This is a genomic window from Pseudomonas lurida (assembly GCF_002563895.1).
Classification (GTDB): domain Bacteria; phylum Pseudomonadota; class Gammaproteobacteria; order Pseudomonadales; family Pseudomonadaceae; genus Aquipseudomonas; species Aquipseudomonas lurida.
Window position 1 is genome coordinate 5418781 of the sequence record NZ_PDJB01000001.1, and the last position, 25688, is coordinate 5444468.

Sequence of the window (25688 nt, forward strand, 5' to 3'; positions counted from 1 at the left end):
TCAGCGACTCGGCCTTTGTTTGTGCGTCTGGAATCCCGCCACACTTGCGATTACCCTGCTCTCCTCTATCAGACAACCGGAAGTCCGATACCCGTGCTCAAGCCCCTCGCCGTTCTCACCCTCGCCTGCGCCCCTGTGCTCGCAACCGCCGCCGACCTGGCCGGTGTCTGGACGGGTACCCTGGGTAAATCCGCGATCACCGCGTGTTTCAACGGTGCCCACGGTGCGAATGGAAGTTACTACTACCAACGTATTCTCACGCCCATTCAGCTGACCCAGGCCAATGCCAGTGAGCCGTGGGTGGAAGACGGACAAACGGGTTTCTGGCAGTTGGACGATCCGCAGGGCGACAGGTTGACCGGCACCTGGAGCAAAGCCTTGGGCGGTAAAAGCCTGGCGTTGGTGCTCAACCGTGCAGACTCCGATGGGTGCGCCAGCGACACCTACAACAACGCGCTTGAAGCCCTGCCGCCTGCGGTAAAAGTCGAGAGGAAGACCTTCGCCGAGCACGCCTATCAAGTGAAGACCCAAGGTGGGCAGGTCATCCTGAAACTGGAAGGCGACGGGGCGGCCCTCGACAAGATCAATCGCGACCTCGCACGCCTGGCGATCAACCCGCAAGGCCAGGCCGAGTTCTACCGAGAACGGCGCAATTCACTGGACCAGAGCGGCGGCACCGCGACCAGCGAGATCACAGTGGAACCGTTCTACTGGTCATCGCACTGGATCACCGTGCGTTTCTATCGCTGGTCGGCAGGCTACGGGCGCGGGGGTATCAGTTGGGGTCTGCACAGTTGGAACCTGCAAACCGGCGAAAAGGTCGATCCCTGGACGTGGCTGGGCGGCCATGAGCAATGGGACACGCCCTATTCGGGCCAGGTCAAACTGCCGGCCGCTTTCAGCACCTGGTTGGCCAAGCAGACCACCACGGACGAAGGATGCCCAGCCGTGACCAGCTATTCCTCGTTCGACTTGAGCTTCAACACCCAAGGGCTGCAACTGTCGACACCCGCTCAGGGCGATGGCTGCGATAACGAGCTGAGCTTCACTTGGGAGCAACTGCAGCCCGTGCTGAGCCCGCAAGGTCAAGCCGCACTGCCTAGCTTGATGGCTCCCTGATCGACCTTACAAAAATCCAACATCCATTCACGAAATATTCAGAAACACCAACGGATACTAGCCCATTGCAATGACCGTTCCCCCGGACGGTCCTCCTGCCTTGGTAGCCCCATTCATGACGCGTCCCGCCCCCCTGCTGCTCCTGCTTGCTGGTCTGTTGTTCTTCTTTGCCCTGGGTAACCATGAGCTGCAAGGCTCCACCGAGGCCCGCGTCGCCGGGATCGCCATGGCCATGCACCTGGACAATAACTGGGTGGTGCCCCAGTTGTTTCGGGAGCCCTTCCTGGAAAAGCCGCCCCTGAGCCTGTGGATCGACGCCGGGGCGATTCGCCTCTTCGGCGGCACCACCTGGGCTGTGCGCCTGGCGTCGGCGTTTGCCGGATTGTTGAGCGTGATGCTGCTCTACGCCATGCTGCGAAGGTTTGGGCGGTCGCAAACACTGGCGTTCAGCGCGGCCTTGATCCTGGCAACCATGGCCAGCTACTGGAGCAATGTACGCGGCGTGGGTGAGGACTCACTGCTCACCCTCGGCGTGACCGCTGCGCTGCTGGCGTTCTATCAGGCCGTGCGGCCAGATCGTCAAGGCTCCAGCGTAGGCGCATGGGCACTGTTTACGGCGGGGATGGTGATCGCCACCCTCAGTAAAGGCGTGCTGGGGTTGGCGATGCCGGGCATTGTGATTTTTGTGTACCTGGCCAGCACCAGCCTGATGGACAAGCGCCTGCACATTGGCGACTGGCTCAAGCCGGCACTGTTGACCCTGTTGGCGTTGGTGCCGCTGATCATCTGGCTGGGCTTCCTGTACCAACGCGGCGGGATGCAGGCGGTGGCCGAAGTGCTGTTGACCAACAGCGTCGGGCGGTTCAGCGGCTCATTTGTCGAGGCCGGGCATTACGAGCCGTTCTACTACTACATCGCCAAGTTGCCCGAAGCCTTCCTGCCCTGGAATATCCTGGTGTACCTGGGCCTGTGGCATTTCCGTAAAAGCCTGGTGCGCAACCGCTACCACCTGTTCTTCAGCGTCTGGCTGGTGGCGCAGTTCACCCTGCTCACCCTGGCGTCGAGCAAACGCACTGTGTACCTGATGGCACTCACGCCCGCCGCCGCCGTGCTGGCCGCGGAATATGCACGGGCACTGCTGGACTGGCTGAAGGCCCACAAACCCGCATTGCACAAGCACCACAGACCCGTAGTGGGCGGTGTGTTCACCCTGGCCGTGGGTTGCTACCTGATCGCGGCCTTCTGGTTTGCGCCCAAGGCCGACGTGCGTCACTCGTTCGTACCGGTGATCAGCCAAGTCCAGGCATTGAAAGATGAAGGCAGGGAAGTGGTGCTGTTCCGGCCCAACGAACGCATCGCCGGGGCCAGCGTGTTCTACCTGCAGGCCTACTTGCCGATCCTGCAAACGGAAGCGCAGCTGCACAGTTACCTCAGTGCAAAGCCCGGCAACGTTGCGTTGCTGGACCCTACCGACGACCTGGTTACCCCGGTGAAGGTGTTCAAGCAGATGTCGATCAATCGCCAGCCTTACGCCTTCGTGGAGCAGTAAGGCTGGCGCAGGGCATCAGTGCTTGGTGACCTTGTCCAGGTAACCCATGGCAAATGCCGAGACCACGAAGGTCATGTGGATGATCACGTACCACATCAAGTGCTGCGGATCGACGTTCTTGGCGTCCATGAAGATGCGCAGCAAGTGGATGGACGAAATCGCCACGATGGAGGCCGCCACTTTCATCTTCAACGACGAAGAGTCCATGGTGCCCAGCCAGTTGAGCTTCTCTTTGTTGTCATCGATATCCAGCTGCGAGACGAAGTTCTCGTAGCCGGAGATCATCACCATCACCAGCAAGCCACCGACCAGGGCCATGTCGATCAACGACAGCAGCACCAGGATCAGCTCGGACTCGGCCATCGAGAACACACTCGGCAGCAGGTGAATCACTTCCTGGAAGAATTTCAGCGCCAGCGCCAGCAACCCCAGGGACAAGCCGAAATAGATCGGCGCCAGCAGCCAGCGCGAGGCGTACATAGCATTTTCGATAAAGCGTTCCATTGGATCTCACACAGCTTGGCTAGAAATGGCGGCGAGTATACCAGCCGCTACAAGTCACCTGTAACCACGAGAAAACTGACGTGGGCGGCATCTGTAAGGGAATTTTTCTGCTAGTGTCGAGCCCAATAAATCGGCTCGATGACGTCGAACAGGAAAAACTCAGATGATGGATGTGCGATCCCCCTTGGCCAGTATCGGCCTGTGCGCGGCATTGCTGCTGGCCGGCGGCTGCTCCCCCAGCGACGAGCAGAAGCAGACCACCCTCGAAGAGAAAAGCGCCAAGTTCGAACAGTCCCTCGACAGCATCCAGGACCCCAAGCTGCGCGACGCCGTCGCCGACCTGGGCGGTTCGCTGCTATTACTGGAGCGGGCGCGGGTCAAGCTCGCCACCAAACCCATCGAAGCCGAATACGGCGAGGACACCCTGGCCTTGCTCAAGCATTACCCCACGCCCCAAGCGCTGGTGGACACCTACATCAATGGCCTGTTCGTGCTGCGCAAGACCTCCCATTCCGACTACCTGACCGATTTGCAGCCGGTGTTCCCGTTCAACTTCAACATCCCGGACCAGTTCCCCTTCCCCCACGGCCTGGAATGGCAGTCGGTGACCTTGAGCAACAACAAGGTCATCCCCTTCCAGCCAGAATGGTCGGAAACCGATCCCGGCATTCAGCTGAGCCCCAGCAGTTCCAACCTCACCAACCCCGACGACCTGACGGTGACCTACCCGTTCTTCGATGGCATCGAGACGGAAAACAAGAGCCAGCCACAGCCCGTCAGCCTCAAGGGCACAGTCGAAGTGATCGCGCCGGGCAAGGTGTTGACGTTTGACCTGTCGAAAAAGGACGTCGGCCACACGCGCACCGAAGGCAATATCAGCCTCAAGCTGCTGCTCCTGGAGAAAAATTACGCCGAGATCGAGCTGACCAACAGCCAACCGCTGGCACCCGAAATCGGCGACGAGTCGCCCAACCCGCTATTAGTGCAAGCGCGGGACACCACCGGGCAATTCCTTACGCGCTCGGGCTCGATCAATGAAAGCAGCGCACAGGTGGCGTTCTACGAGAAACAGCTGGCCGAGATGCAAAAGCAGAAGGCCTGGTCGGAGGCGTTCGAGAAACAGCTGACCGATGAGCAAAAAGCCTTCGAACACAAGCAGAGCAGCCATTACGCCAAAGTGTATTTCAATGGCTTGATCGACAACCTGCAGGTCAACGTACTGGATTTCTCCACCGCGACCCTCACCCGCAAAGACCTCGACCTGCCGGTACTGCGCTTCGACAAGAACAGCCTGCAGAAGACCGTACAAGCGCTGCCCATGCCGGTCACCGTGTATGACGACGGCGCCGCCAGCTGGCTCAAAGACGCGAGCATGACCGAGGACCAACTGAAAAACAGCGTCACCATCAGCCAGTCGGTCGAAGATGCCAGCGCCGCGCACATCGCGTTCGATCACCCCTTCACCTTCAATGACGACCTGGTGGGCAGCGAGCGCAACAGCAGCGAATCCCCCGTGACCTTCTTCACTGCCGATGAAAAAGGCCAGCGCGGCGAGCCGATCGAATTGCCGACCGAGGCCTTTGAACTGAACCCGGCGCGCGGCACCCTTACCTACGACCTGAACCTGTTCCCGGAAAACCCGGCCTATGTCGTGGGTTCGATTCCACTGTTCCTGGCGACCATCGAGAAAGCCGAGATAGACGTGACCCAGCTGCCCAAAGGGCTGACCCTCAAGGACAACGCGCTGATCGTCGACCAGAAGGAATTCCCCGCTGACGGCTGGCGCTTCTACGCCAAGGACGCCAGAGGCAACTACCTCAAGGAAATCCTCGGCGTGAGCCACCGCGCCGAGGAGTACGGCACGGCGATGTTTGACGTGCATTACTTCTACGGCCAGCCGACGACCCTGGAAAGCTACCAGCGCACCGACCTGACTACCGTGCAATACGGTTTCGAGGTCAAGCTGGACAAACCCGAGAACAAATAACCGGCGCCTACAGGGCCAACCGGTCATGCCCGCCGTTGAGCTGGCGCAGATGGGCCTGCATGTGCAGGCACCAGATCTGTGGGTCGCCCGCCAGCTCATAGCCGTGCAGGGTCAGGCTGTCCACGATGGATTCCAGAATATTTTCCGCGGCGAATGGCCCTGGAAACGGGCCTTGGGACTTGATGGTGGATGGCTGTTCGCCGGTCATTCCGGCGGCAAACAACAAGGTCCACATCCCGTTATCCCCCGCTAGAGGGCGAATGGAACATTCGATACGGGTGACCAGGCCAAAGCACTGGCGGGTAAGGCAGAGGTTGCGCGGCATGGCGGCGACCCTCGGTAGATCGGTGTTCAACCTGCGCCTGGGCGAGGCTGTTTCTATCCAGCGACTCCTGTGGATATCCCTTGATCACAGAATAGAATAAAACCAAGACAAACCAAGGTTGTAGGGACCAACGGGCATTGGCCCCCGATTTACCAGTCAATTTAATGACATCCCCCCGGTAGGAGCCGGGTTGCCGGCTCCAGGGGGTGTGTCAGGTCGGCTTGGCTTCCGCCAGCGCCTGCTGTGCCAGTTCCTTCTCGGCCTCCTTCAAGTCTTCTTCGCTGATCATCTCGGCAATCGCGCGCAACCGCTCGACCACCCGCGCATTCACCGAGCCCTCAGGAAATTGCCCCTCGGCGTCCGGCTCACCAGCAGGCTCGCCCACCAGCAGGCTCAACGCCTCATCCGCCTGGCGCACGGCATAGATATGGAACTGCCCGGCGCGTACGGCCTGCAAGACCTTCTCATCGAGCATCAACGTGGCAACGTTGGCTTGTGGAATGATCGCGCCCTGCTCGCCGGTCAGACCGCGGGCTTCACAGAGGCGGAAGAAACCTTCGATCTTCTCGTTGACCCCACCCACCGCCTGCACTTCACCAAACTGGTTGATCGAGCCGGTGATGGCAAAGCACTGCTTGAGCGGTGTTTTCGACAAGGCCGAGATCAAGGTGCACGCCTCGCCCAGGGAGGCACTGTCGCCGTCCACGTAGCCGTAGGACTGCTCCAACGCGATGCTCGCGGAGATCGCCAGCGGGAATTCCTGGGCATAACGGCTGCCCAGGTAACCGGTGAGGATCATCACGCCCTTGGAGTGGATCGGCTGGCCAAGGTTGACCTCACGCTCGATGTCGACAATACCGCTGCCGCCGGGGTACACCGTGGCGGAAATCCGCGCCGGCACGCCGAAGGCGGAGTCGCCCACTTCCAGTACCGTCAGGCCGTTGCACTTGCCCACCGCTGCACCGGCCGTGTCGATCAGGATGACACCGGCAAGCATGTCATCGAGAATCCGCGCGGACACCCGCCCGGTGCGCGTGGCCTTGGCCTTGAGTGCACGCTCGATGTGACCGGCGTCGGTCATCTCGTCACCCGCCAGGTGACGAATGAAGTCCGCCTCGCTGACCAGTTGGAACAAGTCCCCAATGCGCGCCGACAAGCGCCCCTGGTGCTCGGCCAGGCGTGCGCTGTAAGTGGCCAACCGCGCCACCGCGTCCGAGGTCAGCGGCGCCATGCCTTCTTCCGACGTGCGGGTTTTGAGCAACTGCGCGAACTGCTCCAGGCTTTCGTCGACCATCGGGATGTCTTCATCGAAGTCCACCAGCACCCGGAACATTTCCTGGAAGTCCGGATCGGCGTCCTGCAACGCGTAGTACAGCTGACGCGAACCGATGATGATCACCTTGACCTGCAGCGGGATCATCTGCGGGTTGAGGGTCACGGTCGCCAAGCGGCCCAGCTCGCCCAGCGGCGATTCCATTTTCAGCTTGCGCGATTGCAGGGAACGCTTGAGGGCGTCCCATACGAACGGCTCGCTGAGCATTTTCTCGGCTTCCAGAATCAGGAAACCACCGTTGGCACGGTGCAGGGCGCCCGGGCGCAACTGGCGATAGGTGGTGTAGAGCGCGCCCTGGTCGGTGCTGTATTCGATCCGTCCGAACAGGTTGTCGTAGGTCGGGTGCGGTTCAAACACTACCGGTGCGCCACCGTTGACCGCATGGCCCACCACCAGGCTTGGGCAATATTGCTCCTCGAGCAGCTTGCGCGCCTGGGCGTCGGTCTTGGCGTCGTCGACCAGTTGCTCGACCACCGTCTTGAGCAAGTACACCTGCATGGCCTGCAGGTAACCGCAGACGGCGGCATTTTCCGCGTACTTTTCCGACAGCGGCGCAAGCAACGGCTGCAGCGCCAGGGTGATGGTTTCTTCGTTGAACTGACGCAGTTGGTTGTTGGACTCGCGCTTCCACTGCGGCAGGCTCGCCAGCTCTTCATTGAGGCGTTCTTCGAGCTCGGAAATATCCGAGTGGAAGCGCTCGCGGTCAACGTCCGGCAACTGCGAGAACTCGGCCTCGTCCAGCGCCTTGCCGTCGAGCATCGGCGTGAACGCGATGTTGGAGCTGTCACGGTAAAGCGCCACATCCTTTTCCAGGGCCAGGCGTTCGATCACGTCCAGGGCCTTGTCGTAGCGCTGGTTGAACGCCCGGTCGATGGCGCTTTTGCGCTGTTGATACGTCGGGTGCTCGAAGACTGCGGGGAAGGTGGCCACCAGGTTGTCGACCAACCCGTTGATATCGGCAATGAACGCCGCCGCCGCACCGCCCGGCAATTCCAGGGCACGGGGTTCGCGAGGCTCATCGAAATTGTTCACGTAGACCCAGTCTGCCGGGGTCTGCAGGCGCTTGCCTTCGGCCTTCAGGTAGCGTTTGACGAACGAAAAGCGGCCGGTGCCCGGCTCGCCCATCACAAATACGTTGTAACCGGGGCGTGGCATGGCCACACCGAACTGCAAGGCTTCAACCGCACGTTCCTGGCCAAGCACACCGCGAAAGGGCTCCAAATCATTGGTGGTCGAGAAGCTGAACTGTTCAGCGGAGAAAGGGCGAGTCAGCGCTTCGGGCGCTAGACGCAAGCTGGCAGCAACAGGATCAGGCATCGGGCTTCCTTACATCAGGCGGGGCAGATGACGGCATTCTGGCTCCCGGTTATGCACCCTGGCAAGGCGCGCTTGTGGGAAAGCTTAGACAGGAGAGGCGTCCTACAAAAAAATCGCGATAACGCTGATTGTTTTATAAAAACACACGGAACCCTTGGAACATGCCTAAACTCCAAACTGCGCGGGTTGGACTAATAACCGATCCCTAGGGCGCTATGAAGTGCCTGAACCCTTGTCCATTGGTTTGCACACAAAGAGAACAAAGCTATGAAACGGATCCTTCTCGGTACTCTCTTCACCGTCGTCTCCCTCAATGCAATGGCAGAAGCACCAGGTGGCCCGAACTGTGGTTGGGGCAACATGTTGTTCGAAGGCCAGCGCGGTACTCCAGCTCACTTCCTGGCCTCCACCACCAACGGCACCTCGGGTAACGCCACCTTCGGCATGACCTCGGGCACCAACGGTTGCAGCACCAACAGCGCCCTGACCTACGGCGGCAAGTCTTGGATTGCCATGAATGGCATGATGAACGAGCTGTCCGAAGACATGGCCAAGGGTAACGGCGAAGCGCTGACTACCTACGCCGTGGTACTGGGTGTTGCACCAGAAGATCGTGAGCACTTCGCTGCCGTGACCCACGAGCACTTCCAGCAGATCTTCAGCAAGGCTGACGTGACCGCTGATGACGTGCACAACAACACCATTGCTGTACTGAAAAGTGATGCCCGTCTGGCGAAATACGCTACCCAGGCTTAAGCTCGACCAGCCCGCGCCTTCCAAGGCGCGGGTTTTATTTTTGGACCCGCCTCCTCCTTGGGTCTTTATTATTTCCGACTTAAGTTGCCCCTATGCTCAAACGCTTTGCCTGGATGGCACTCTTTGCCTGCGCCCCGCTGTACGCGGCCCCGCATCTTGATGATCAACGTTTGCAGCAACTGGCCAACGATCCGTTCTGGCTGTCCCTCGGCCATTACGAAGCCGGCAAGATCAGTGGCTGGCGCAGTTACGTCAGCGACAAGAAGTTCTTCCTCGCAGCCGACGGTGCCCACCACCCGGATGCCGAACTCAAGGCCACCGTTAACGCACTCTATGCGCCGGCCAGCCTGGGTGAAAAACACGCCCAATGCGTTTACCCCGCACGTACCCGCTGGCTCAAGGATCAGTTGCACCTCACTGACCTGCCCACCGTGGACTGCACAGAATTCAAGCAATGGTTCAAGGACGTCGCCCCCCACAGCGCGGTGATGATCTTCCCGGCGGCTTACCTCAACAGCCCGTCCTCGATGTTCGGCCACACCCTGCTGCGCATCGACCAGGCCGACGTGCAAAGCAACAACACCGCCCTGCTCAGCTACGCGATCAACTTCGGCGCCTACATCGAAGGCTCCGACAACAGCATCCTCTACGCCTGGAAAGGCCTGATGGGCGGTTATCCCGGCCTGTTCGCCCTGGTGCCTTACCAGGAGAAGCTGTCGGAATACCGCAGCCTCGAGAACCGTGACCTGTGGGAATACCGGCTCAACCTCACGCAAGTCGAGACCGAACGCATGGTCGAGCACGTGTGGGAGCTCAAGCAGATCCAGTTCGACTACTTCTTCTTTGACGAAAACTGCTCGTATCGCCTGCTGGAACTGCTGCAAGTGGCACGTCCTGGCCTGCGCCTGACCGAACAATTCCCTCTCACAGCCATCCCGACCGACACGGTCAAGGCCGTGAAAGACGCCGGCCTGGTGGAGAAAATCGACTACCGGCCCTCCCGTGAACGCGAGTTGCTGGAGCGCGCCAAGCCGCTGGACAGCGACGAGCAGCAATGGGTATTGAAGGTCAGCGACGACCAGAAGCAATTGCAGGAGCCGGCCTTCAAAGCCCTGCCCCGCGAACGCCAGGCCCTGATCATCGACGCCGCCTACCGCCTCGGCCGCTACCGCGCCAACGGCCTGGAACGCGACACCGCACGCTCCCAGCGCAGCTTCGAATTGCTGCGCGCAATCAACCAGAACCCAGCGCCCGACCTCAAGATCACGCCCCCTGGCCTACCGGAAAACGGCCATGAATCGCGCACCTGGCAAGCCGGGATCGGCACCCGGGGCGACAAGGCCTTCGGTGAGTACGGCCTGCGCATGGCCTACCACGACCTCAACGACAACGCCGAAGGCTTCCCCCTCGGCGCGCAGATCGAAATCCTGCAGATGAAACTGCGCCAGTACGAAGGCAACCATTGGCAACTGCAGCAACTGGACCTGGCCACCATCCGCTCCCTGACCCCACGCAACGCTCTGTTGCAGCCGTGGTCCTGGCAAGTCACCGGCGGCCTTGAGCGGGTACCCGGCAAACACGACGATGAAACCCTGGTCGCCCACGTCAACGGCGGCGCCGGCGGCACCTGGCAACTGCGCGACGACATGCTCGGCTTCGCCCTCGGCACCGTGCGCGTGGAACACAACAACGACTTCAACGAAGCCATTTCCCCGGCGGCAGGGTTCAATACGGGCGTGCTGTGGAAAAACCCACTGGGTAACCTGAGCCTGGAAGCCAAGGGCGACTTCTTCACCAACGGCGAAGTGCGCCGCAGCATCAGCCTGAACCAGCAGTGGGAATTGTCCCGCAACCTGGGCCTGCGCCTGAGTGCACAGCGCGAGTACAGCCATTTGTCGACGCCGGTGAATGAAGTGATGCTCGAAGTGAAGTGGTATCACTACTGATCTGTAGGACCTGGCGAACATCCAATGTGGGAGCGGGCTTGCTCGCGAAAGCAGAGTGTCAGTCACTGGAAACGTGGCTGATACACCGCTTTCGCGGGCAAGCCCGCTCCCACATTGGCTTATGTGTCTGGCCAATGTATGCACAACACCTTTCTCACCTCCCTTTCACATCCCTCCAACGAATCCCCTTCTAGACTCTCCGTATCAGCCGTGAAACGGCCAGGGAGTACGCCATGTGGCGGTATGCGGTAATGCTGTGTGCGGTGGTGGGGTTGGCGGGTTGCCAATCGACTCATCAGGAGTTGCTGGCCAAAGGGTACCCTCCGGCGTTTGCCGACGGTTTTGACGATGGCTGCAGCAGTGGTCGCCAGGCGGCCGGGGTGATTACCGGGGAGTTTCGCAAGAACGTGCCGCGTTACCTGAAGGACCGGCCATACGCCGAAGGCTGGGAAGATGGCTTTCGCCAGTGCAAGGCGATGCGCGAGAACGAGGAACTGCGGGACTATAAGCAGCGCCACTGGGATGACCGGGATCGCGAATGGCAACAGGAGAAAGACCGTGACGCCGCCCGGGCCTATCGCTCGCAATAGGTCGCTTTCAGACATCCATCGAAACTAAAGCACGGCGAACATGGCCCAAACTCCATAGAGGGAGAATGTCATGAGCCGAGCTTTTGTTAACGAGGACAACGCCGCCGCCCAGGCCGACCAGCCGGTAGAGCGTCAGGTCAGCGAGCAACCCAATCGCCTCACCGCGCAAGGCTTGGCGCAGTTGCAGGCCAAGGTTGCGCAGCTACAGAGCGAGTACAGTGCCGAATCCGCCAGGGGCGAACAGGCCGATAAACAACGCCAGGCCGATCTTGAACGGGATTTGCGTTACTTCAATCAGCGGGTGCAAAGCGCCCAAGTCGTGGCGCCGGCCACCTCCACCGACAAGGTGCAGATCGGCAGTTGGGTGACCTTCGCCAATGAGCAGGACGAGCAGCAGCGCATTCAATTGGTCGGTGAAGACCAGGCCGATGCCGGCGCCGGCTTGATCAACTGGGGCTCTCCCCTGGGCCGTGCCTTGTTGGGCGCCCAAGTCGGCGACGAGGTCCTGTGGCAACGCCCCGTCGGCGATCAGTTGATCGAAGTGCTGCGCATCGAAGCCGAGGCTTAGACGATGCCTTGGGCCAGCATCGCGTCGGCGACTTTCACAAAGCCTGCGATGTTGGCGCCTTTGACGTAGTTGACCCGGCCGTTTTCTTCGCCGTAATGCACGCAGGCATGGTGGATCGATTGCATGATGTGGTGCAGCTTGCTGTCCACTTCACCCGCCGTCCACAGCAGGCGCATGGCGTTCTGCGACATTTCCAGGCCACTCACCGCGACGCCACCGGCATTGGACGCCTTGCCCGGCGCGAACAGAATGCCCGCCTCGATAAAGATATCCACCGCCTCAAGGGTGGTCGGCATGTTGGCGCCCTCGGCCACGCAGACGCAGCCATTGCGCAACAGCGTGCGGGCGGCTTCGGCGTCGAGTTCGTTCTGGGTCGCGCAAGGCAGCGCGATGTCGCAGGCCAGTTCCCACGGGCTTTTGCCCTTGCGGAATTCCAGGCCGAAACGCTCGGCCAGTTCGCTGATGCGGCCGCGCTGCACGTTCTTCAGCTCCAGCAGCGCTGACCATTGCGCTTCGGTCAAGCCGCTTTCGGCGTACAGGGTGCCTTCGGAGTCGGACAGGGAAATGACCTTGCCGCCCAGGTCCATCACTTTGCGTGCGGCGTATTGCGCCACGTTGCCGGAGCCGGACACCGCGACACGCTTGCCTTCTACCCGCTGGTGGTTGCGCTTGAGCATTTCTTCGGCGAAGTACACACAACCGAAACCGGTGGCTTCCGGACGGATCAGGCTGCCGCCATAGGTCATGCCCTTGCCGGTCAACACCGAGGTGAACTGGTTGCTCAGGCGTTTGTACTGGCCGAACAGGAAGCCAATTTCACGGGCGCCCACGCCGATATCGCCGGCCGGCACGTCGACGTCTGCGCCAATGTGGCGGTACAGCTCACTCATGAAGGCCTGGCAGAAGCGCATGACTTCAGCGTCGCTCTTGCCCTTGGGGTCGAAGTCCGAACCGCCTTTGCCGCCGCCCATGGGCAGCGAGGTCAGGGAATTCTTGAAGGTCTGCTCGAAGGCGAGGAATTTCAGCACGCCCAGGTTCACCGACGGGTGGAAACGCAGGCCGCCCTTGTAGGGGCCGATGGCGCTGTTCATCTGGATACGGAAACCGCGATTGACCTGGACCTTGCCGTGATCATCCACCCACGAGACCCGGAATGTAATGGCGCGTTCCGGCTCGCAGATGCGCTCCAGGATGCCCGAGTTCAGGTAGTGGGGGTTGGCTTCAAGGAACGGCCAGAGGCTGCGCAGGACTTCTTCCACGGCCTGGTGGAATTCTGGCTGGTCGGGGTCGCGTTTCTTGAGGCGGGCAAGGAAGGATTCGACGGATTCGATCATGAAATGTCTCGGCAAATTGATTGTTTTTAAATGAGATTGAGCCGGACTTTAGCAATTCATGTCGCACCGCGACAGGGCAAAATGTCGCCTTTGTGAATTTAAATGGTGCATTAGATATAAATAGCACTGTTTTTTTGCCCCTTAACAGGGATTTGAACCCGAGACATGCACCACCCGTGAAACCGCTACCGCAGGCAAGCCAGCTCCCACATTTGACAGCGTGCGCCGCTGCACATCGGTCGAGTGTGGGAGCTGGCTTGCCTGCGATGAAGTCACTTTGGCGCACCTGAATTGCACCCACAAAAAACGGAGCCCGAAGGCTCCGTTCTTTCACGCCACCAACCTGAATCAGGCCAGTTTTTTGTGCCGTACACGGTGCGGCTGGGCCGCTGCATCGCCCAGGCGCTTTTTACGGTCCGCTTCGTACTCGGTGTAGTTACCTTCGAAGAACACCGCTTGCGAGTCGTCCTCGTACGCCAGGATATGCGTCGCGACGCGGTCAAGGAACCACCGATCGTGAGAGATCACAATGGCAGCGCCCGGGAAGTCCAGCAGGGCTTCTTCCAGGGAACGCAGGGTTTCAACGTCGAGGTCGTTGGAAGGTTCGTCGAGCAGCAGGACGTTGCCACCCTCCTTCAGGGTCAAGGCCAGGTGCAAGCGACCGCGCTCACCACCGGACAGGTCCTTGACGAATTTCTGCTGGTCGCCGCCCTTGAAGTTGAAACGCCCCACGTAGGTGCGTGACGGGATTTCATAGTTGCCGATGCGGATCTGGTCGGAACCGTCGGAGATCTGCTGGAACACCGTCTTGCTGCCATCGAGGTCGTCGCGGCTCTGGTCCACACAGGCCAGTTGCACGGTTTCGCCGATCTCGATGCTGCCGGAGTCCGGGGTTTCCTTGCCCATCAGCATGCGGAACAGGGTGGATTTACCCGCACCGTTACCACCGATAACGCCGACGATCGCGCCTTTTGGCATGGAGAACGACAGGTTGTCGATCAGCACGCGGTCGCCATAGCCTTTGGAAACGTTCTTGAACTCGATGACCTTGTCACCCAGGCGCGGGCCGGCCGGGATGTAGATCTCGTTGGTCTCGCTGCGCTTCTGGAATTCCTGCGACTGCATTTCTTCAAAGCGTTGCAGACGTGCCTTGGACTTGGACTGGCGGGCCTTGGCGCCTTTGCGCACCCATTCCAGTTCTTCCTTCATGGCTTTTTCGTGGGCCGATTGCTGCTTGGATTCGGCCGCCAGACGGTCGGACTTGGCTTCCAGCCAACCGGAGTAGTTGCCCTCGTAAGGGATACCGGCGCCACGGTCGAGCTCGAGGATCCAACCCGCAACGTTGTCCAGGAAGTAACGGTCGTGCGTGATCGCAACCACAGTGCCCGGGAAGTCGTGGAGGAAATGTTCCAGCCAGGCGACGGAATCGGCGTCCAAGTGGTTGGTGGGTTCGTCGAGCAGCAGCATGTCGGGGGCCGACAGCAGCAGGCGGCACAGGGCCACACGACGCTTCTCACCACCGGACAGGTGTTCGACCTTGGCATCCCAGGCCGGCAGGCGCAGCGCGTCGGCGGCGACTTCCAGCTGGCGCTCCAGGTTGTGACCGTCGCCGGCCTGCAGGATCGCTTCGAGCTTGGCCTGTTCGGCGGCAAGCTTGTCGAAGTCGGCATCTGGCTCGGCGTAAGCGGCGTAGACCTCATCCAGGCGCGCCTGGGCGTCCTTGATCACGCTGACGGCTTCCTCGACCACTTCACGCACGGTCTTGGCCGGGTCCAATTGAGGCTCTTGCGGCAGGTAGCCGATGTTCAGCTCAGGCATCGGGCGGGCTTCGCCTTCGAACTCGGTGTCGACGCCGGCCATGATTTTCAGCAACGTGGACTTACCCGAACCGTTGAGGCCGAGCACGCCGATCTTGGCGCCAGGGAAGAAGGACAGCGAAATGTTTTTCAGGATTTCCCGCTTCGGAGGGACAACTTTACCCAGCCGATGCATGGTGAAGACGTATTGAGCCAAAATGTGGACCTCATGAAAAAGTGAGAACAGGCCTACGTAGCGTCATGGCGCTGTACATAGCATTGCGAATCCTCAAGGTTAACCTAAGTGGCCGAGCGTATCGAAATCTATCTGTTAGATTAGCCGGCCATCCCCCCCCAGCGGCTTCAGGAAACACCCTTCATGCTCAGCGTCATGTCTGCACTCGGGTTGCTGCTGTTAATGCCGGGCCCCACCAACACGCTGCTGTTGCGCTCGGGCTTGCTCACCGGGTTCAGGCGCGCCTGGCCACTGAGCCTGCTGGAGTGCCTGGCGTACCTGCTGCAGATATCCTTCTGGGGCTACCTGCTCAGCCATCTGGGCGACAGCGCGCCCTGGGGGCTGAAGCTCGTGCAGTTCGCTTCGGTGTGTTATTTGATCAGGACTTCGTACCTGCTGTGGTGCAATCCCGACGAAACACTCAAATCCGCGCCTGAAGCCCGCGTATCCCGGCTCCACTTCTTTTTACTGACGTTGATCAACCCCAAGGGCTTGCTGATCGTCTCGTTTATCGTCCCGATGCAGACATTTGCCGACTTGAGCCTTTATATGCAGTTTGTCGCGCAATTCACGCTGGTGGTGATACCGGTGGGGTGCACCTGGGTGTTGTTCGGTGCTCGCATCAAAAGGGGCGAATACACCTGGTTGACGCCGCACACGATCAACCGCACGGCCTCTGTGGTTATCTGCGTATTTACGCTGGCGATCCTGTCGCGGCTGGCGGGCAGCCTGATCAGCACCGGCGGCGTGCTTTAGTCCCGCCAGGCGGGGCTGGCACTTTGCCACAAGTCAAGGCATGCTAGCCGCCCTCCGGGCGTCCGGCTTATAGTGCACGTCGCGCGCCAGTCCAGCCAAACCGCAGGATCACAGCTTGTCCAAAGTCACGCCGCCAACTCCCCTGCGCGCCGCTCATATAGCGCCGGGAGCGCCCCTGCACGGCACCTTCAAAGGCGCGTTGGCGACGCTTGTCCTCATGCTGCTCGCCTTATTGTTCTGGCAACTGCTCGACCAGCTGCAGCAAAACCAGAAGAATCAACAGCAATACACCATCGACTACAGCGCCGACCTGGCAGAACAAATCAGCCTGAACATGGCCCTGAGCGCAAAAATCGCGCTGAACCTGCTGCCGATGGTCGAGCCGCCGCGCGACAGCGAACAACAGCTGGCATTGATGCGCACCTTGCAACGCTCGCTGCCGGAACTGCGCAGCGTCGCCCTGCTCGCCCCCAGCGGCGCGATGATCAGTGACAGCGCCACTGACAGCCAGGACAGCGCCTTGCTGGAAGAGCTGGCACAGCGCAGCCACGCCCAATCCTATTACCTGAGCAACAGCAACGACGGCACCATCATCTACCTGTTGCTGCACCAGCCCAGCGGCGGCTCGCGCATGTACTGGGTGTTGCGCCTGGCGCCCACTTACCTGGCCAACCTCACCCGCCAGGACGGCCAGGGCCACCGCCCGATGTGGGTCATCGAGAATCGCGTCAACCACCGCGTGATCAGCCGCGACAGCGGCATGCCCGCCCAATGGGCCGGCGCCCTCACCCCGGACGAGCTGAATAAAAGCGTACTGGTCACTCCCCTGAGCAAAAGCGACTGGCAATTGCGCGGGCTGTTCGACCGTACTGCGGTGCTGGAGGAACTGCTGCCGGCGTTTATCGGCAAGTGCCTATTGGGCCTGGCGTTCTCGCTGATCCCGGTGATCGTGCTACTGAACATGCGCCGCCGCCAGCGCCAAGTGCATGAAGGGCGGCGGCGCTACCAGGACATTTTCGAAGGCACCGGCGTGGCCTTGTGCGTGCTTGACCTGTCGGGCCTGAACGCGTTCTTCGACAGGACTCAACTGGAGACCCGCGAGCAACTGCACGCCTGGCTGCAGGACAACCCCGACGAACGCCAGCAACTGCTCAAGGAGTTGCGCATCACCGAGGTCAACCAGGTGGCGGTGCGCCTATTGAACGTAGGCTCCTGCGAAGAAGCATGGGAACGCCTGATCGATGACTGCCCGCGCAACGCCACGTCCATCGGCTACCAGATCCTCGAAGCCGTCCTGACCCAACAGCACCAGTTGGAGCTGGAGATCCAGCTCAAGGACGTGGCCGGCAACGAGCAATACCTGTGGCTGGTGATGCGTTTGCCGGAGCAGCAGGACGATTTCAAGGCCGTGATCCTCAGCATCAGCGATATCACCAGCCGCAAGCTGATCGAACTGTCGCTGGTGGAGCGTGAGAGCTTCTGGTCGGACGTGGTGCGCACCGTGCCCGACCACCTGTACGTGCAGGACGTGATCAGCCAGCGGATGATTTTCAGCAACCACCATTTGGGCCACACCCTCGGCTATAACAAGGCCGAACTGCAGCAAATGGGCGAGTACTTCTGGGAAATCCTGCTGCACCCCGAGGATGGCGAGCATTACCACGACCTGCGCCAGCAGCAACGCCAGGTTGGCTACACCACCCAACTGCAATGCCAGCTGCGTTTCCGCCACCGCAACAACCAATGGCGGCGCTTTGATATCCGCGAGCAAGCCCTGGCCCGCGACAAGACCGCGCAAATCACCCGCATCATCGGCGTGGCCAAGGACATCACCGACCAGATCGAAGCCAGCGAATCCCTGCGCGACAGCGAGCAGCGCTACCGCATGCTCGCTGAAAGCATCAGCGACGTGATCTGCTCCACCGACAGCCAGTTGGTGCTCAACTATATAAGCCCCTCGGTCAACGCCGTGCTGGGCTATGACGTGGACTGGGTGTTCAAGAACGGCTGGCAGTCGATCATCGCCAACCCGCAGCAACTGACCGGCATTTATAGCCTGGTGGAACAAGTCAGCCGCGCATTGGGCGATATCGACGCACTGAACAAACTGCGCGATGAGATTCAAACCCAGCTGTTCCTGTTCGACTGCCTGCGCGCAGACGGTCGCAAGGTGCCGATCGAGCTGCGCATGGTGCTGGTGTGGGACGAACACGGCGCCTTCGAAGGCATCCTTGGCGTGGGCCGCGATATCAGCCAGCAACGCCGCGCCGAGAAAGACCTGCGCATGGCCGCTACGGTATTCGAGCACTCCACTTCGGCGATCCTGATCACCGACCCCGCAGGCTATATCGTGCAGGCCAACGAGGCGTTCAGCCGGGTCAGTGGCTATGCCGTGAGCGATGTACTCGACCAGTTACCGAACATGCTCACCGTCGACGAACAGCAGGAAGCCCATCTGCGCTACGTGCTCAAGCAGTTGCACCAGCACAGCACCTGGGAAGGCGAGGTGTGGCTCAAGCGTCGCAACGGCGAGCATTACCCCGCGTGGGTCGGCATTACCGCCGTGTTCGACGATGAAGGCGACCTGGCCAGCTATGTGTGTTTCTTCAGCGACATCAGCGAGCGCAAGGCCAGCGAGCAGCGCATCCACCGCCTGGCCTACTACGACGCCCTGACCCACCTGCCCAACCGCACGCTGTTCCAGGACCGCCTGCACACCGCGCTGCAGTCCGCCGAACGGCAGAAGTCGTGGGTGGTGTTGATGTTCCTCGACCTCGACCGTTTCAAACCGATCAACGACTCCCTGGGCCACGCCGCCGGCGACCGCATGCTCAAGGAAATGGCCACGCGCCTGCTGGGTTGCGTGGCCGAGGACGACACCGTGGCGCGCATGGGGGGCGACGAGTTCACCTTGCTCCTGCAACCCCGGGTCAGCCGCGAAATGGCACTGAACCGTGCGATTCACGTGGCCGAGCAGATCCTCGCGAGCCTGGTGAAGCCTTTCGTGCTAGAGGGCCGCGAGTTCTTTGTGACCGCCAGTATCGGCATCGCCCTCAGCCCGCAGGACGGCAATGAGCTGAGCCAGCTGATGAAAAACGCCGACACCGCGATGTACCACGCCAAGGAACGCGGCAAGAACAACTTCCAGTTCTACCAGGCGGACATGAACGCCAGTGCCCTGGAACGGCTCGAGCTGGAAAGCGATTTGCGCCATGCCCTGGACCAGAACGAATTCGTGCTCTATTACCAACCGCAGTTCAGCGGCGACGGCAAACGCCTGACCGGCGCCGAAGCCTTGCTGCGCTGGCGTCACCCACGCCGCGGCCTGGTGCCACCGGGCGACTTCATTCCGGTGCTGGAAGAGTTGGGCCTGGTCGTGGACGTGGGCGACTGGGTGATCAGCGAAGCCTGTCGCCAGCTCAAGACCTGGCACCAGAACAAGGTGCGCGTGCCGAAAGTCTCGGTGAACATCTCCGCACGGCAGTTCTCCGACGGCCAGTTGGGCACGCGCATCGCCACCATTCTCAAGGACACCGGCCTGCCGCCGGCATGCCTGGAGCTGGAGCTGACCGAAAGTATCCTGATGCGCGAAGTGAACGAGGCCATGCAGATCCTCGACAGCCTGAAAAACCTGGGCCTGAGCATTGCGGTCGACGACTTTGGCACGGGTTATTCATCGCTCAACTACCTCAAGCAATTCCCCATCGACGTGTTGAAGATCGACCGCACGTTCGTGGATGGCCTGCCCTCCGGCGAACAGGATGCGCAGATCGCCCGCGCCATTATTGCCATGGCCCACAGCCTCAACCTGGCGGTAATCGCCGAGGGTGTGGAAACCCATGAGCAGTTGGACTTCCTGCGCGAACATGGCTGCGATGAAGTGCAGGGCTACCTGTTCGGGCGGCCGATGCCGGCGAATCGGTTCGAAGCGCAGTTCAGTAATGACGCGCTGTTCATGTTCGACTGAAACCCTGCAGTGGAGCCACCGGCCTCATCGCGGGCAAGCCCGGTTCCCACAGGGGAATGCCTTGCCGATGTGGGCGCTGGCTTGCCTGCGATGGCGCCAGCGCAGGCACCGCTTATCCCCAGATGAGCCCCACTTGTCCGCGACATGATGTCCTTTCATATGCCATCTAAAACCCATTGGGTTAGAATGCCCTCCTTTTCTGCCCCCGATCCTTGAGGACCGCCATGTTCAGCCGTGATTTGACTATTGCCAAGTACGACGCCGATCTCTTCGCCGCCATGGAGCAAGAAGCCGTGCGCCAGGAAGAGCACATTGAGCTGATCGCTTCGGAAAACTACACCAGCCCTGCGGTGATGGAGGCTCAAGGTTCGGTTCTGACCAACAAGTACGCCGAAGGCTACCCAGGCAAGCGCTACTACGGTGGTTGCGAGTACGTCGACGTGGTTGAGCAACTGGCCATCGACCGTGCAAAAGAACTGTTCGGCGCCGATTACGCCAACGTCCAGCCACACGCCGGCTCCCAAGCCAACAGCGCCGTGTACCTGGCCCTGCTGCAAGGCGGCGACACCATCCTGGGCATGAGCCTGGCCCACGGCGGTCACCTGACCCACGGCGCCAGCGTTTCCTCCTCCGGCAAGCTGTACAACGCCGTTCAATACGGTATCGATGCCAACGGCCTGATCGACTACGACGAAGTCGAGCGCCTGGCGGTCGAGCACAAGCCAAAAATGATCGTGGCCGGTTTCTCTGCCTACTCGCAGATCCTGGACTTCCCACGCTTTCGCGCTATCGCCGACAAGGTTGGCGCCTACCTGTTCGTCGACATGGCTCACGTAGCAGGCCTGGTCGCTGCTGGCGTCTACCCGAACCCGGTGCCTTACGCTGACGTGGTGACCACCACCACCCACAAGACCCTGCGCGGCCCGCGTGGCGGCCTGATCCTGGCGCGCGCCAACGCCGAGATCGAGAAAAAGCTGAACTCCGCTGTATTCCCGGGCGCCCAAGGTGGCCCGCTGGAGCACGTGATCGCCGCCAAGGCGATCTGCTTCAAGGAAGCGCTGCAGCCTGAGTTCAAGACTTACCAGCAACAAGTGGTGAAAAACGCCCAGACCATGGCCAGCGTGTTTATCGAACGCGGCTTCGACGTGGTATCCGGCGGTACTGAGAACCACCTGTTCCTGCTGTCGCTGATCAAGCAGGACATTTCCGGTAAGGATGCTGACGCTGCCTTGGGCAAAGCCTTCATCACCGTGAACAAGAACTCCGTGCCGAACGACCCACGTTCGCCGTTCGTCACCTCCGGCCTGCGCTTCGGCACCCCGGCTGTGACCACCCGTGGTTTCAAGGAAGCGGAGTGCAAGGAACTGGCTGGCTGGATCTGCGACATCCTGGCAGACCTGAACAACGAAGCCGTGATCGACGCGGTACGTGAGAAGGTCAAGGCCATCTGCAAAAAGCTGCCGGTATACGGCGCTTGATAGCAGTTGCTTGAACAAGAAGCCCGGCGCTAGAGCCGGGCTTTTTTATGCCTGAAAATACTGCGCTTCCACTCTGAAATGAGTGCTGGCTTGCCTGCGAGAGCGGCCTGTCAGCTGGCACATCAGGGGCCGCCCCACCGCAATTGCTGGCAAGCCAGCTCCCACAGTGGGCCGTGTCTCAAGTCAGGGCTGGTAAACCTTGGCAAAGCCTTCGCGAATCTTTTGCTCCGGCAACTCATCGGCAATAAACACGATCACGCTTTCGCGCACCTCGCCTTCGGCCCACTCGGTATCCCAATCGAAGCCGTACAACTTCAGCACGCCCTGGAACACCATGCGCCGGTCCTCCCCAGCAATGTTCAACACGCCCTTATAGCGCAGCAATTGTTTGCCGTGGTCTTCCAGCAGTTCGTTCATGAACGCGCTGAGCCGGTCTATGTCCAACGGCTCTTCGGTACGCAGCACCAGGCTGGAAATACGGTCGATGGACGGCGCGGCACTCACCGGGCGCAGGCTCATGCCAGCGTTGAGGTTGAAGCCGCGTACATCGAGCAATTGCGCCAGGTCGATGTTGCCATGGTCCACCACATGAATCGGTGCACGGCGATTGATGCGGGTGAGGCGTTCGCTGAGCGCGTCAAAGGTGGCGTCATCGACCAGGTCGCGTTTGCTCACCAGCAGGCGGTCGGCAAAGCCGATCTGGGCCTGGGCGATGGTCTGGGTCAGGTGGTGCTCGGCGTGGGCCGCATCCACCAGGGTAATGATGCCGTCGAGGATGTAGCGTTCGCGCAGTTCTTCGTCGATGAAAAAGGTCTGGGCCACCGGCGCCGGGTCAGCCAGGCCAGTGCACTCGATCACCAGGCGGTCGAAGGCGATCTCGCCGCTGTCCAGGCGCTCAAGCAGCAGGTACAGGGCTTTGGTCAGGTCGGTGTGGATGGTGCAGCACACGCAACCGTTGGACAGCGTCATGACTTGCACCGGCTCTGTGCCCAACAGCTGGGTGTCGATACCGGCGTCACTGAATTCGTTTTCGATCACGGCGATTTTAAGGCCGTGCTCGGTCTTGAGCAGGTGGCGCAGCAAGGTGGTCTTGCCGGCGCCGAGGAAGCCGCTGAGGACGGTGACCGGAATGGGAGCGGACAAAAACAGTTCTCCTTATAACGCAAGGAACACAAGACAAATGTGGGAGCGGGCTTGCTCGCGAACGCGGTGTCTGCGTCAGCACCTACAACTGCTGACACACCGCCTTCGCGAGCAAGCCCGCTCCCACCATGGATCACCGCAAGCCCGAGTGCCGGGTTAGCAGCACTTAGGCCCACCCTTGCCGCCGTAACGGGCTTCCTGGCGTTCCCGGAAGAACGCCTTGTAGTCCATCACCGGCTTGTCCGGGTGTTTGGTTTGCATATGCTCGACGTAGGTGTCGTAGTCGGGCATGCCGACCATCAGGCGCGCGGCCTGACCGAGGTATTTACCGAGGCGACTGATGTCATTGAACATGATTGCAATCCTCGATCACGCGTCCGGAACAGCCTGGAATGGGGCTTCTTTATCCGTACGCTCTTTGTTGCCCCAGGCGGCGACGCCAACCTTGAGCGCATAGAACAGGATGCTGAATACCACGAACAGGAACAGCGCCGTCAGCGTTGCGTTGGTATAGGCGTTCCAGATCACGTGCTGCATCTGGTCAATGCTCTTGGCCGGGGCCAGGATCTGACCGTTGGCCAGCGCGTCGCTGTACTTCTTGGCCAGCGACAGGAAGCCGATCGCGGGGTTAGCGTCGAACAGCTTGATGAAGCCCGCCGTGGTGGTGCAGATCAGCAGCCAGACGGCTGGCAGCATGGTCACCCAGATGTAGCGTTGGCGTTTCATTTTGATCAGCACAACGGTAGCGAGCATCAGCGCGATACCGGCCAGCATCTGGTTGGAGATACCGAACAGCGGCCACAAGGTGTTGATACCGCCCAGTGGGTCGATCACGCCCTGGTACAGCAGGTAACCCCACATGGCCACGCAACCGGCAGTCGCGATCAGGTTGGCGGTCCACGACTCGGTGCGTTTCAACGCCGGAACGAAGGAGCCCAGCAGGTCCTGCAGCATGAAGCGACCGGCACGGGTACCGGCGTCGACTGCCGTCAGGATGAACAGCGCTTCGAACAGGATTGCAAAGTGGTACCAGAACGCCATGGTGTTTTCACCCGGCAGTACGCTGTGCAGGATCTGCGCGATCCCCACCGCCAGTGTCGGTGCACCGCCGGCACGCGCCAGGATAGTGGTTTCACCGATGTCATGGGCCACCGCAGACAGCGCCTCAGGCGTGATCGCAAAGCCCCAGCTGCTGACGGTCTGTGCCACGGTGACGACGTCGGTGCCGACAATCGCGGCCGGGCTGTTCATGGCGAAGTACACACCCGGCTCGATCACCGACGCAGCAACCATCGCCATGATGGCCACGAAGGACTCCATCAACATGCCGCCATAACCGATGTAGCGGGCATGGCTTTCATTAGCCAGCAACTTCGGCGTGGTGCCGGAAGAGATCAGCGCGTGGAACCCCGAGACCGCGCCACAGGCGATGGTGATGAACAGGAACGGGAACAGGCCGCCCTTCCACACCGGGCCAGTGCCGTCGATGAACTGGGTCAGTGCCGGCATTTTAAGGTCGGGCATGGTCACCAGGATGCCGATTGCCAGCGCAATGATGGTGCCGATTTTCAGGAACGTGGAGAGGTAGTCACGCGGTGCCAGGATCAGCCACACCGGCAGTACCGCGGCCACGAAGCCGTAGCCGATCAGCATCCAGGTGATCTGGATCCCGGTGAAGGTGAACGCCTTGGCCCAGACCGGGTCAGCAGCGATCTGGCCGCCCAGCCAGATCGAGCCCAGCAGCAACAGCACCCCGATGATCGAGATTTCGCCAATGCGGCCAGGGCGGATGTAGCGCATGTAGATGCCCATGAACATCGCGATCGGGATGGTCGCCATCACCGTGAAGATGCCCCACGGGCTCTCGGCCAACGCTTTGACCACGATCAGCGCCAGCACCGCGAGGATGATGATCATGATCAGGAAGCAGCCGAACAGCGCGATGGTGCCTGGGATACGGCCCATCTCTTCGCGAACCATGTCCCCCAGGGAACGGCCGTTACGACGTGTGGACAGGAACAGGATCATGAAGTCCTGAACCGCACCGGCCAGTACCACGCCGGCAATCAGCCAGAGCGTTCCGGGCAGGTAGCCCATTTGCGCCGCCAGCACCGGGCCGACCAACGGGCCTGCACCGGCAATCGCCGCAAAGTGGTGACCGAAAAGGATGTGTTTGTTGGTCGGCACATAGTCCAGACCGTCATTGTTGAGCACTGCGGGGGTGGCCCGCCGTGGATCGAGTTGCATCACGTTGTTAGCGATGAACAGACTGTAGTAGCGGTACGCAACCAGATAGATGGCCACAGCAGCGACCACAATCCACAAGGCGTTGATCGCCTCGCCGCGGCGCAAGGCCACTACGCCAAGGGCGCACGCTCCTACGATTGCCAGCACCAGCCAGGGTAGGTGGCGTAGCAGGCTATTATTATTTTTCATTTTTATATTCCAGCCAGGGTGGACAGAAAGGACAGCCATCCGGAGTTTAGCGCTACTGGCCTTAAAGGCCACCCCCCTACGTTGGTCTAGAGCCTTGCAGCGGCAAAAAAAACAGAAATACAGGCCCGATGATGGCTCGGGGCTACAATCCTCCTACCCACAGAGGATTTGACCATGAGCGAGCAGCACTCGGATCGCCGTCGTTTTCGCCGTATTGCCTTCGATGCGCGCACGACTATTGCACAAGACGACTGGAATTGGCCGGTGCAACTGGTGGATTTATCGCTCAAGGGCCTACTGGTGCAACGACCCGACGACTGGCGCGGCAATCGCGCGGCGCCCTTCGACGTGGAGATCCGCCTCGACCCAGACGCCCATATAAAGATGCAGGTAAAGCTCGCCCACGACGATCATGGCCAGTTGGGCTTTGTGTGCGTGCATATCGACGTGGACTCGATCAGTCATTTGCGGCGCCTGATCGAGTTGAACCTGGGTGACGAGGAAGAACTGCACCGGGAGATGGCGGCATTGTTAGAGGCCTAACGACCA

The 25688-nt window shown here is 60.7% G+C and carries 19 protein-coding genes; 11 read left to right on the forward strand and 8 right to left on the reverse strand.

All coding sequences use genetic code 11. The features are described 5' to 3' along the window. Positions 1-93: 93 nt before the first annotated feature. Together ATH90_RS24665 and ATH90_RS24670 are read left to right on the forward strand one after the other, a co-directional pair. Complete coding sequence (locus ATH90_RS24665) at positions 94-1119, forward strand: hypothetical protein (protein WP_098467402.1); 1026 nt, start codon at positions 94-96, stop codon at positions 1117-1119. A 115-nt stretch (positions 1120-1234) separates the two neighbouring features. After that, positions 1235-2668 (forward strand): glycosyltransferase family 39 protein, encoded by a 1434-nt coding sequence (locus ATH90_RS24670; RefSeq protein WP_098467403.1) that lies wholly within the window; start codon positions 1235-1237, stop codon positions 2666-2668. 15 nt (positions 2669-2683) lie between these two features. Here the strand turns inward: ATH90_RS24670 and ATH90_RS24675 are convergent, their stop codons facing one another. Continuing rightward, positions 2684-3172, reverse strand: coding sequence for a TIGR00645 family protein (locus ATH90_RS24675; protein ID WP_010206662.1), 489 nt, complete (start codon positions 3170-3172; stop codon positions 2684-2686). A 163-nt stretch (positions 3173-3335) separates the two neighbouring features. Here ATH90_RS24675 and ATH90_RS24680 point away from each other — a divergent pair, with 163 nt between their 5' ends. After that, on the forward strand, positions 3336-5159 hold the full coding sequence (locus ATH90_RS24680) for a hypothetical protein (protein ID WP_098467404.1): 1824 nt from the start codon (positions 3336-3338) through the stop codon (positions 5157-5159). Between the two features lie 7 nt (positions 5160-5166). Here the strand turns inward: ATH90_RS24680 and ATH90_RS24685 are convergent, their stop codons facing one another. Continuing rightward, positions 5167-5484: a PA4575 family protein gene (locus ATH90_RS24685; protein WP_034107109.1), complete on the reverse strand. Its 318-nt coding sequence runs from the start codon at positions 5482-5484 to the stop codon at positions 5167-5169. 211 nt (positions 5485-5695) lie between these two features. Continuing rightward, positions 5696-8134 carry a Lon protease family protein gene (locus ATH90_RS24690; protein ID WP_034107111.1) on the reverse strand — a complete coding sequence of 813 codons (2439 nt, stop codon included), beginning with the start codon at positions 8132-8134 and terminating at the stop codon, positions 5696-5698. A 267-nt stretch (positions 8135-8401) separates the two neighbouring features. Between ATH90_RS24690 and ATH90_RS24695 the strand changes: the two genes are divergently transcribed. The 4 genes from ATH90_RS24695 (at position 8402) to ATH90_RS24710 (ending at position 11994) form a co-directional block, all read left to right on the forward strand. Next, positions 8402-8890: a DUF3015 domain-containing protein gene (locus ATH90_RS24695; RefSeq protein WP_015885974.1), complete on the forward strand. Its 489-nt coding sequence runs from the start codon at positions 8402-8404 to the stop codon at positions 8888-8890. Between the two features lie 92 nt (positions 8891-8982). Continuing rightward, positions 8983-10836, forward strand: a complete 1854-nt coding sequence (locus ATH90_RS24700) for an Lnb N-terminal periplasmic domain-containing protein (RefSeq protein ID WP_098467405.1) — start codon at positions 8983-8985, stop codon at positions 10834-10836. A gap of 233 nt (positions 10837-11069) precedes the next feature. Then, positions 11070-11426 carry a hypothetical protein gene (locus tag ATH90_RS24705; protein ID WP_098467406.1) on the forward strand — a complete coding sequence of 119 codons (357 nt, stop codon included), beginning with the start codon at positions 11070-11072 and terminating at the stop codon, positions 11424-11426. A gap of 70 nt (positions 11427-11496) precedes the next feature. Continuing rightward, the gene (locus ATH90_RS24710) at positions 11497-11994 is read left to right on the forward strand and encodes a GreA/GreB family elongation factor (protein WP_098467407.1); all 498 of its coding nucleotides are present in this window, start codon (positions 11497-11499) and stop codon (positions 11992-11994) included. Here ATH90_RS24710 and gdhA read toward each other — a convergent pair. Then, entirely contained in the window at positions 11991-13328 is a 1338-nt protein-coding gene (gene gdhA / locus ATH90_RS24715; RefSeq protein ID WP_034107120.1) for an NADP-specific glutamate dehydrogenase, read from the reverse strand. The two genes, ATH90_RS24710 and gdhA, sit on opposite strands and share 4 nt — an antisense overlap. A gap of 348 nt (positions 13329-13676) precedes the next feature. Beyond that, positions 13677-15341 (reverse strand): energy-dependent translational throttle protein EttA, encoded by a 1665-nt coding sequence (gene ettA, locus ATH90_RS24720; RefSeq protein WP_025859215.1) that lies wholly within the window; start codon positions 15339-15341, stop codon positions 13677-13679. A 162-nt stretch (positions 15342-15503) separates the two neighbouring features. Here ettA and ATH90_RS24725 point away from each other — a divergent pair, with 162 nt between their 5' ends. From ATH90_RS24725 to glyA, 3 genes are all read left to right on the forward strand, one after another. Next, positions 15504-16115: a LysE family translocator gene (locus ATH90_RS24725; RefSeq protein ID WP_034107122.1), complete on the forward strand. Its 612-nt coding sequence runs from the start codon at positions 15504-15506 to the stop codon at positions 16113-16115. A gap of 115 nt (positions 16116-16230) precedes the next feature. Beyond that, on the forward strand, positions 16231-20082 hold the full coding sequence (locus ATH90_RS24730; RefSeq protein WP_034107124.1) for a bifunctional diguanylate cyclase/phosphodiesterase: 3852 nt from the start codon (positions 16231-16233) through the stop codon (positions 20080-20082). A gap of 224 nt (positions 20083-20306) precedes the next feature. Continuing rightward, the gene (glyA, locus tag ATH90_RS24735; protein ID WP_015885982.1) at positions 20307-21560 is read left to right on the forward strand and encodes a serine hydroxymethyltransferase; all 1254 of its coding nucleotides are present in this window, start codon (positions 20307-20309) and stop codon (positions 21558-21560) included. A gap of 183 nt (positions 21561-21743) precedes the next feature. Here the strand turns inward: glyA and yjiA are convergent, their stop codons facing one another. From yjiA to ATH90_RS24750, 3 genes are all read right to left on the reverse strand, one after another. Then, positions 21744-22703, reverse strand: a complete 960-nt coding sequence (gene yjiA, locus ATH90_RS24740) for a GTPase (RefSeq protein WP_034107127.1) — start codon at positions 22701-22703, stop codon at positions 21744-21746. A gap of 156 nt (positions 22704-22859) precedes the next feature. Further along, positions 22860-23057: a YbdD/YjiX family protein gene (locus ATH90_RS24745; protein WP_003194308.1), complete on the reverse strand. Its 198-nt coding sequence runs from the start codon at positions 23055-23057 to the stop codon at positions 22860-22862. A 15-nt stretch (positions 23058-23072) separates the two neighbouring features. Beyond that, entirely contained in the window at positions 23073-25139 is a 2067-nt protein-coding gene (locus ATH90_RS24750) for a carbon starvation CstA family protein (protein WP_034107129.1), read from the reverse strand. Between the two features lie 174 nt (positions 25140-25313). Here ATH90_RS24750 and ATH90_RS24755 point away from each other — a divergent pair, with 174 nt between their 5' ends. Further along, positions 25314-25682: a PilZ domain-containing protein gene (locus ATH90_RS24755; RefSeq protein ID WP_034107132.1), complete on the forward strand. Its 369-nt coding sequence runs from the start codon at positions 25314-25316 to the stop codon at positions 25680-25682. Positions 25683-25688: the final 6 nt, after the last annotated feature.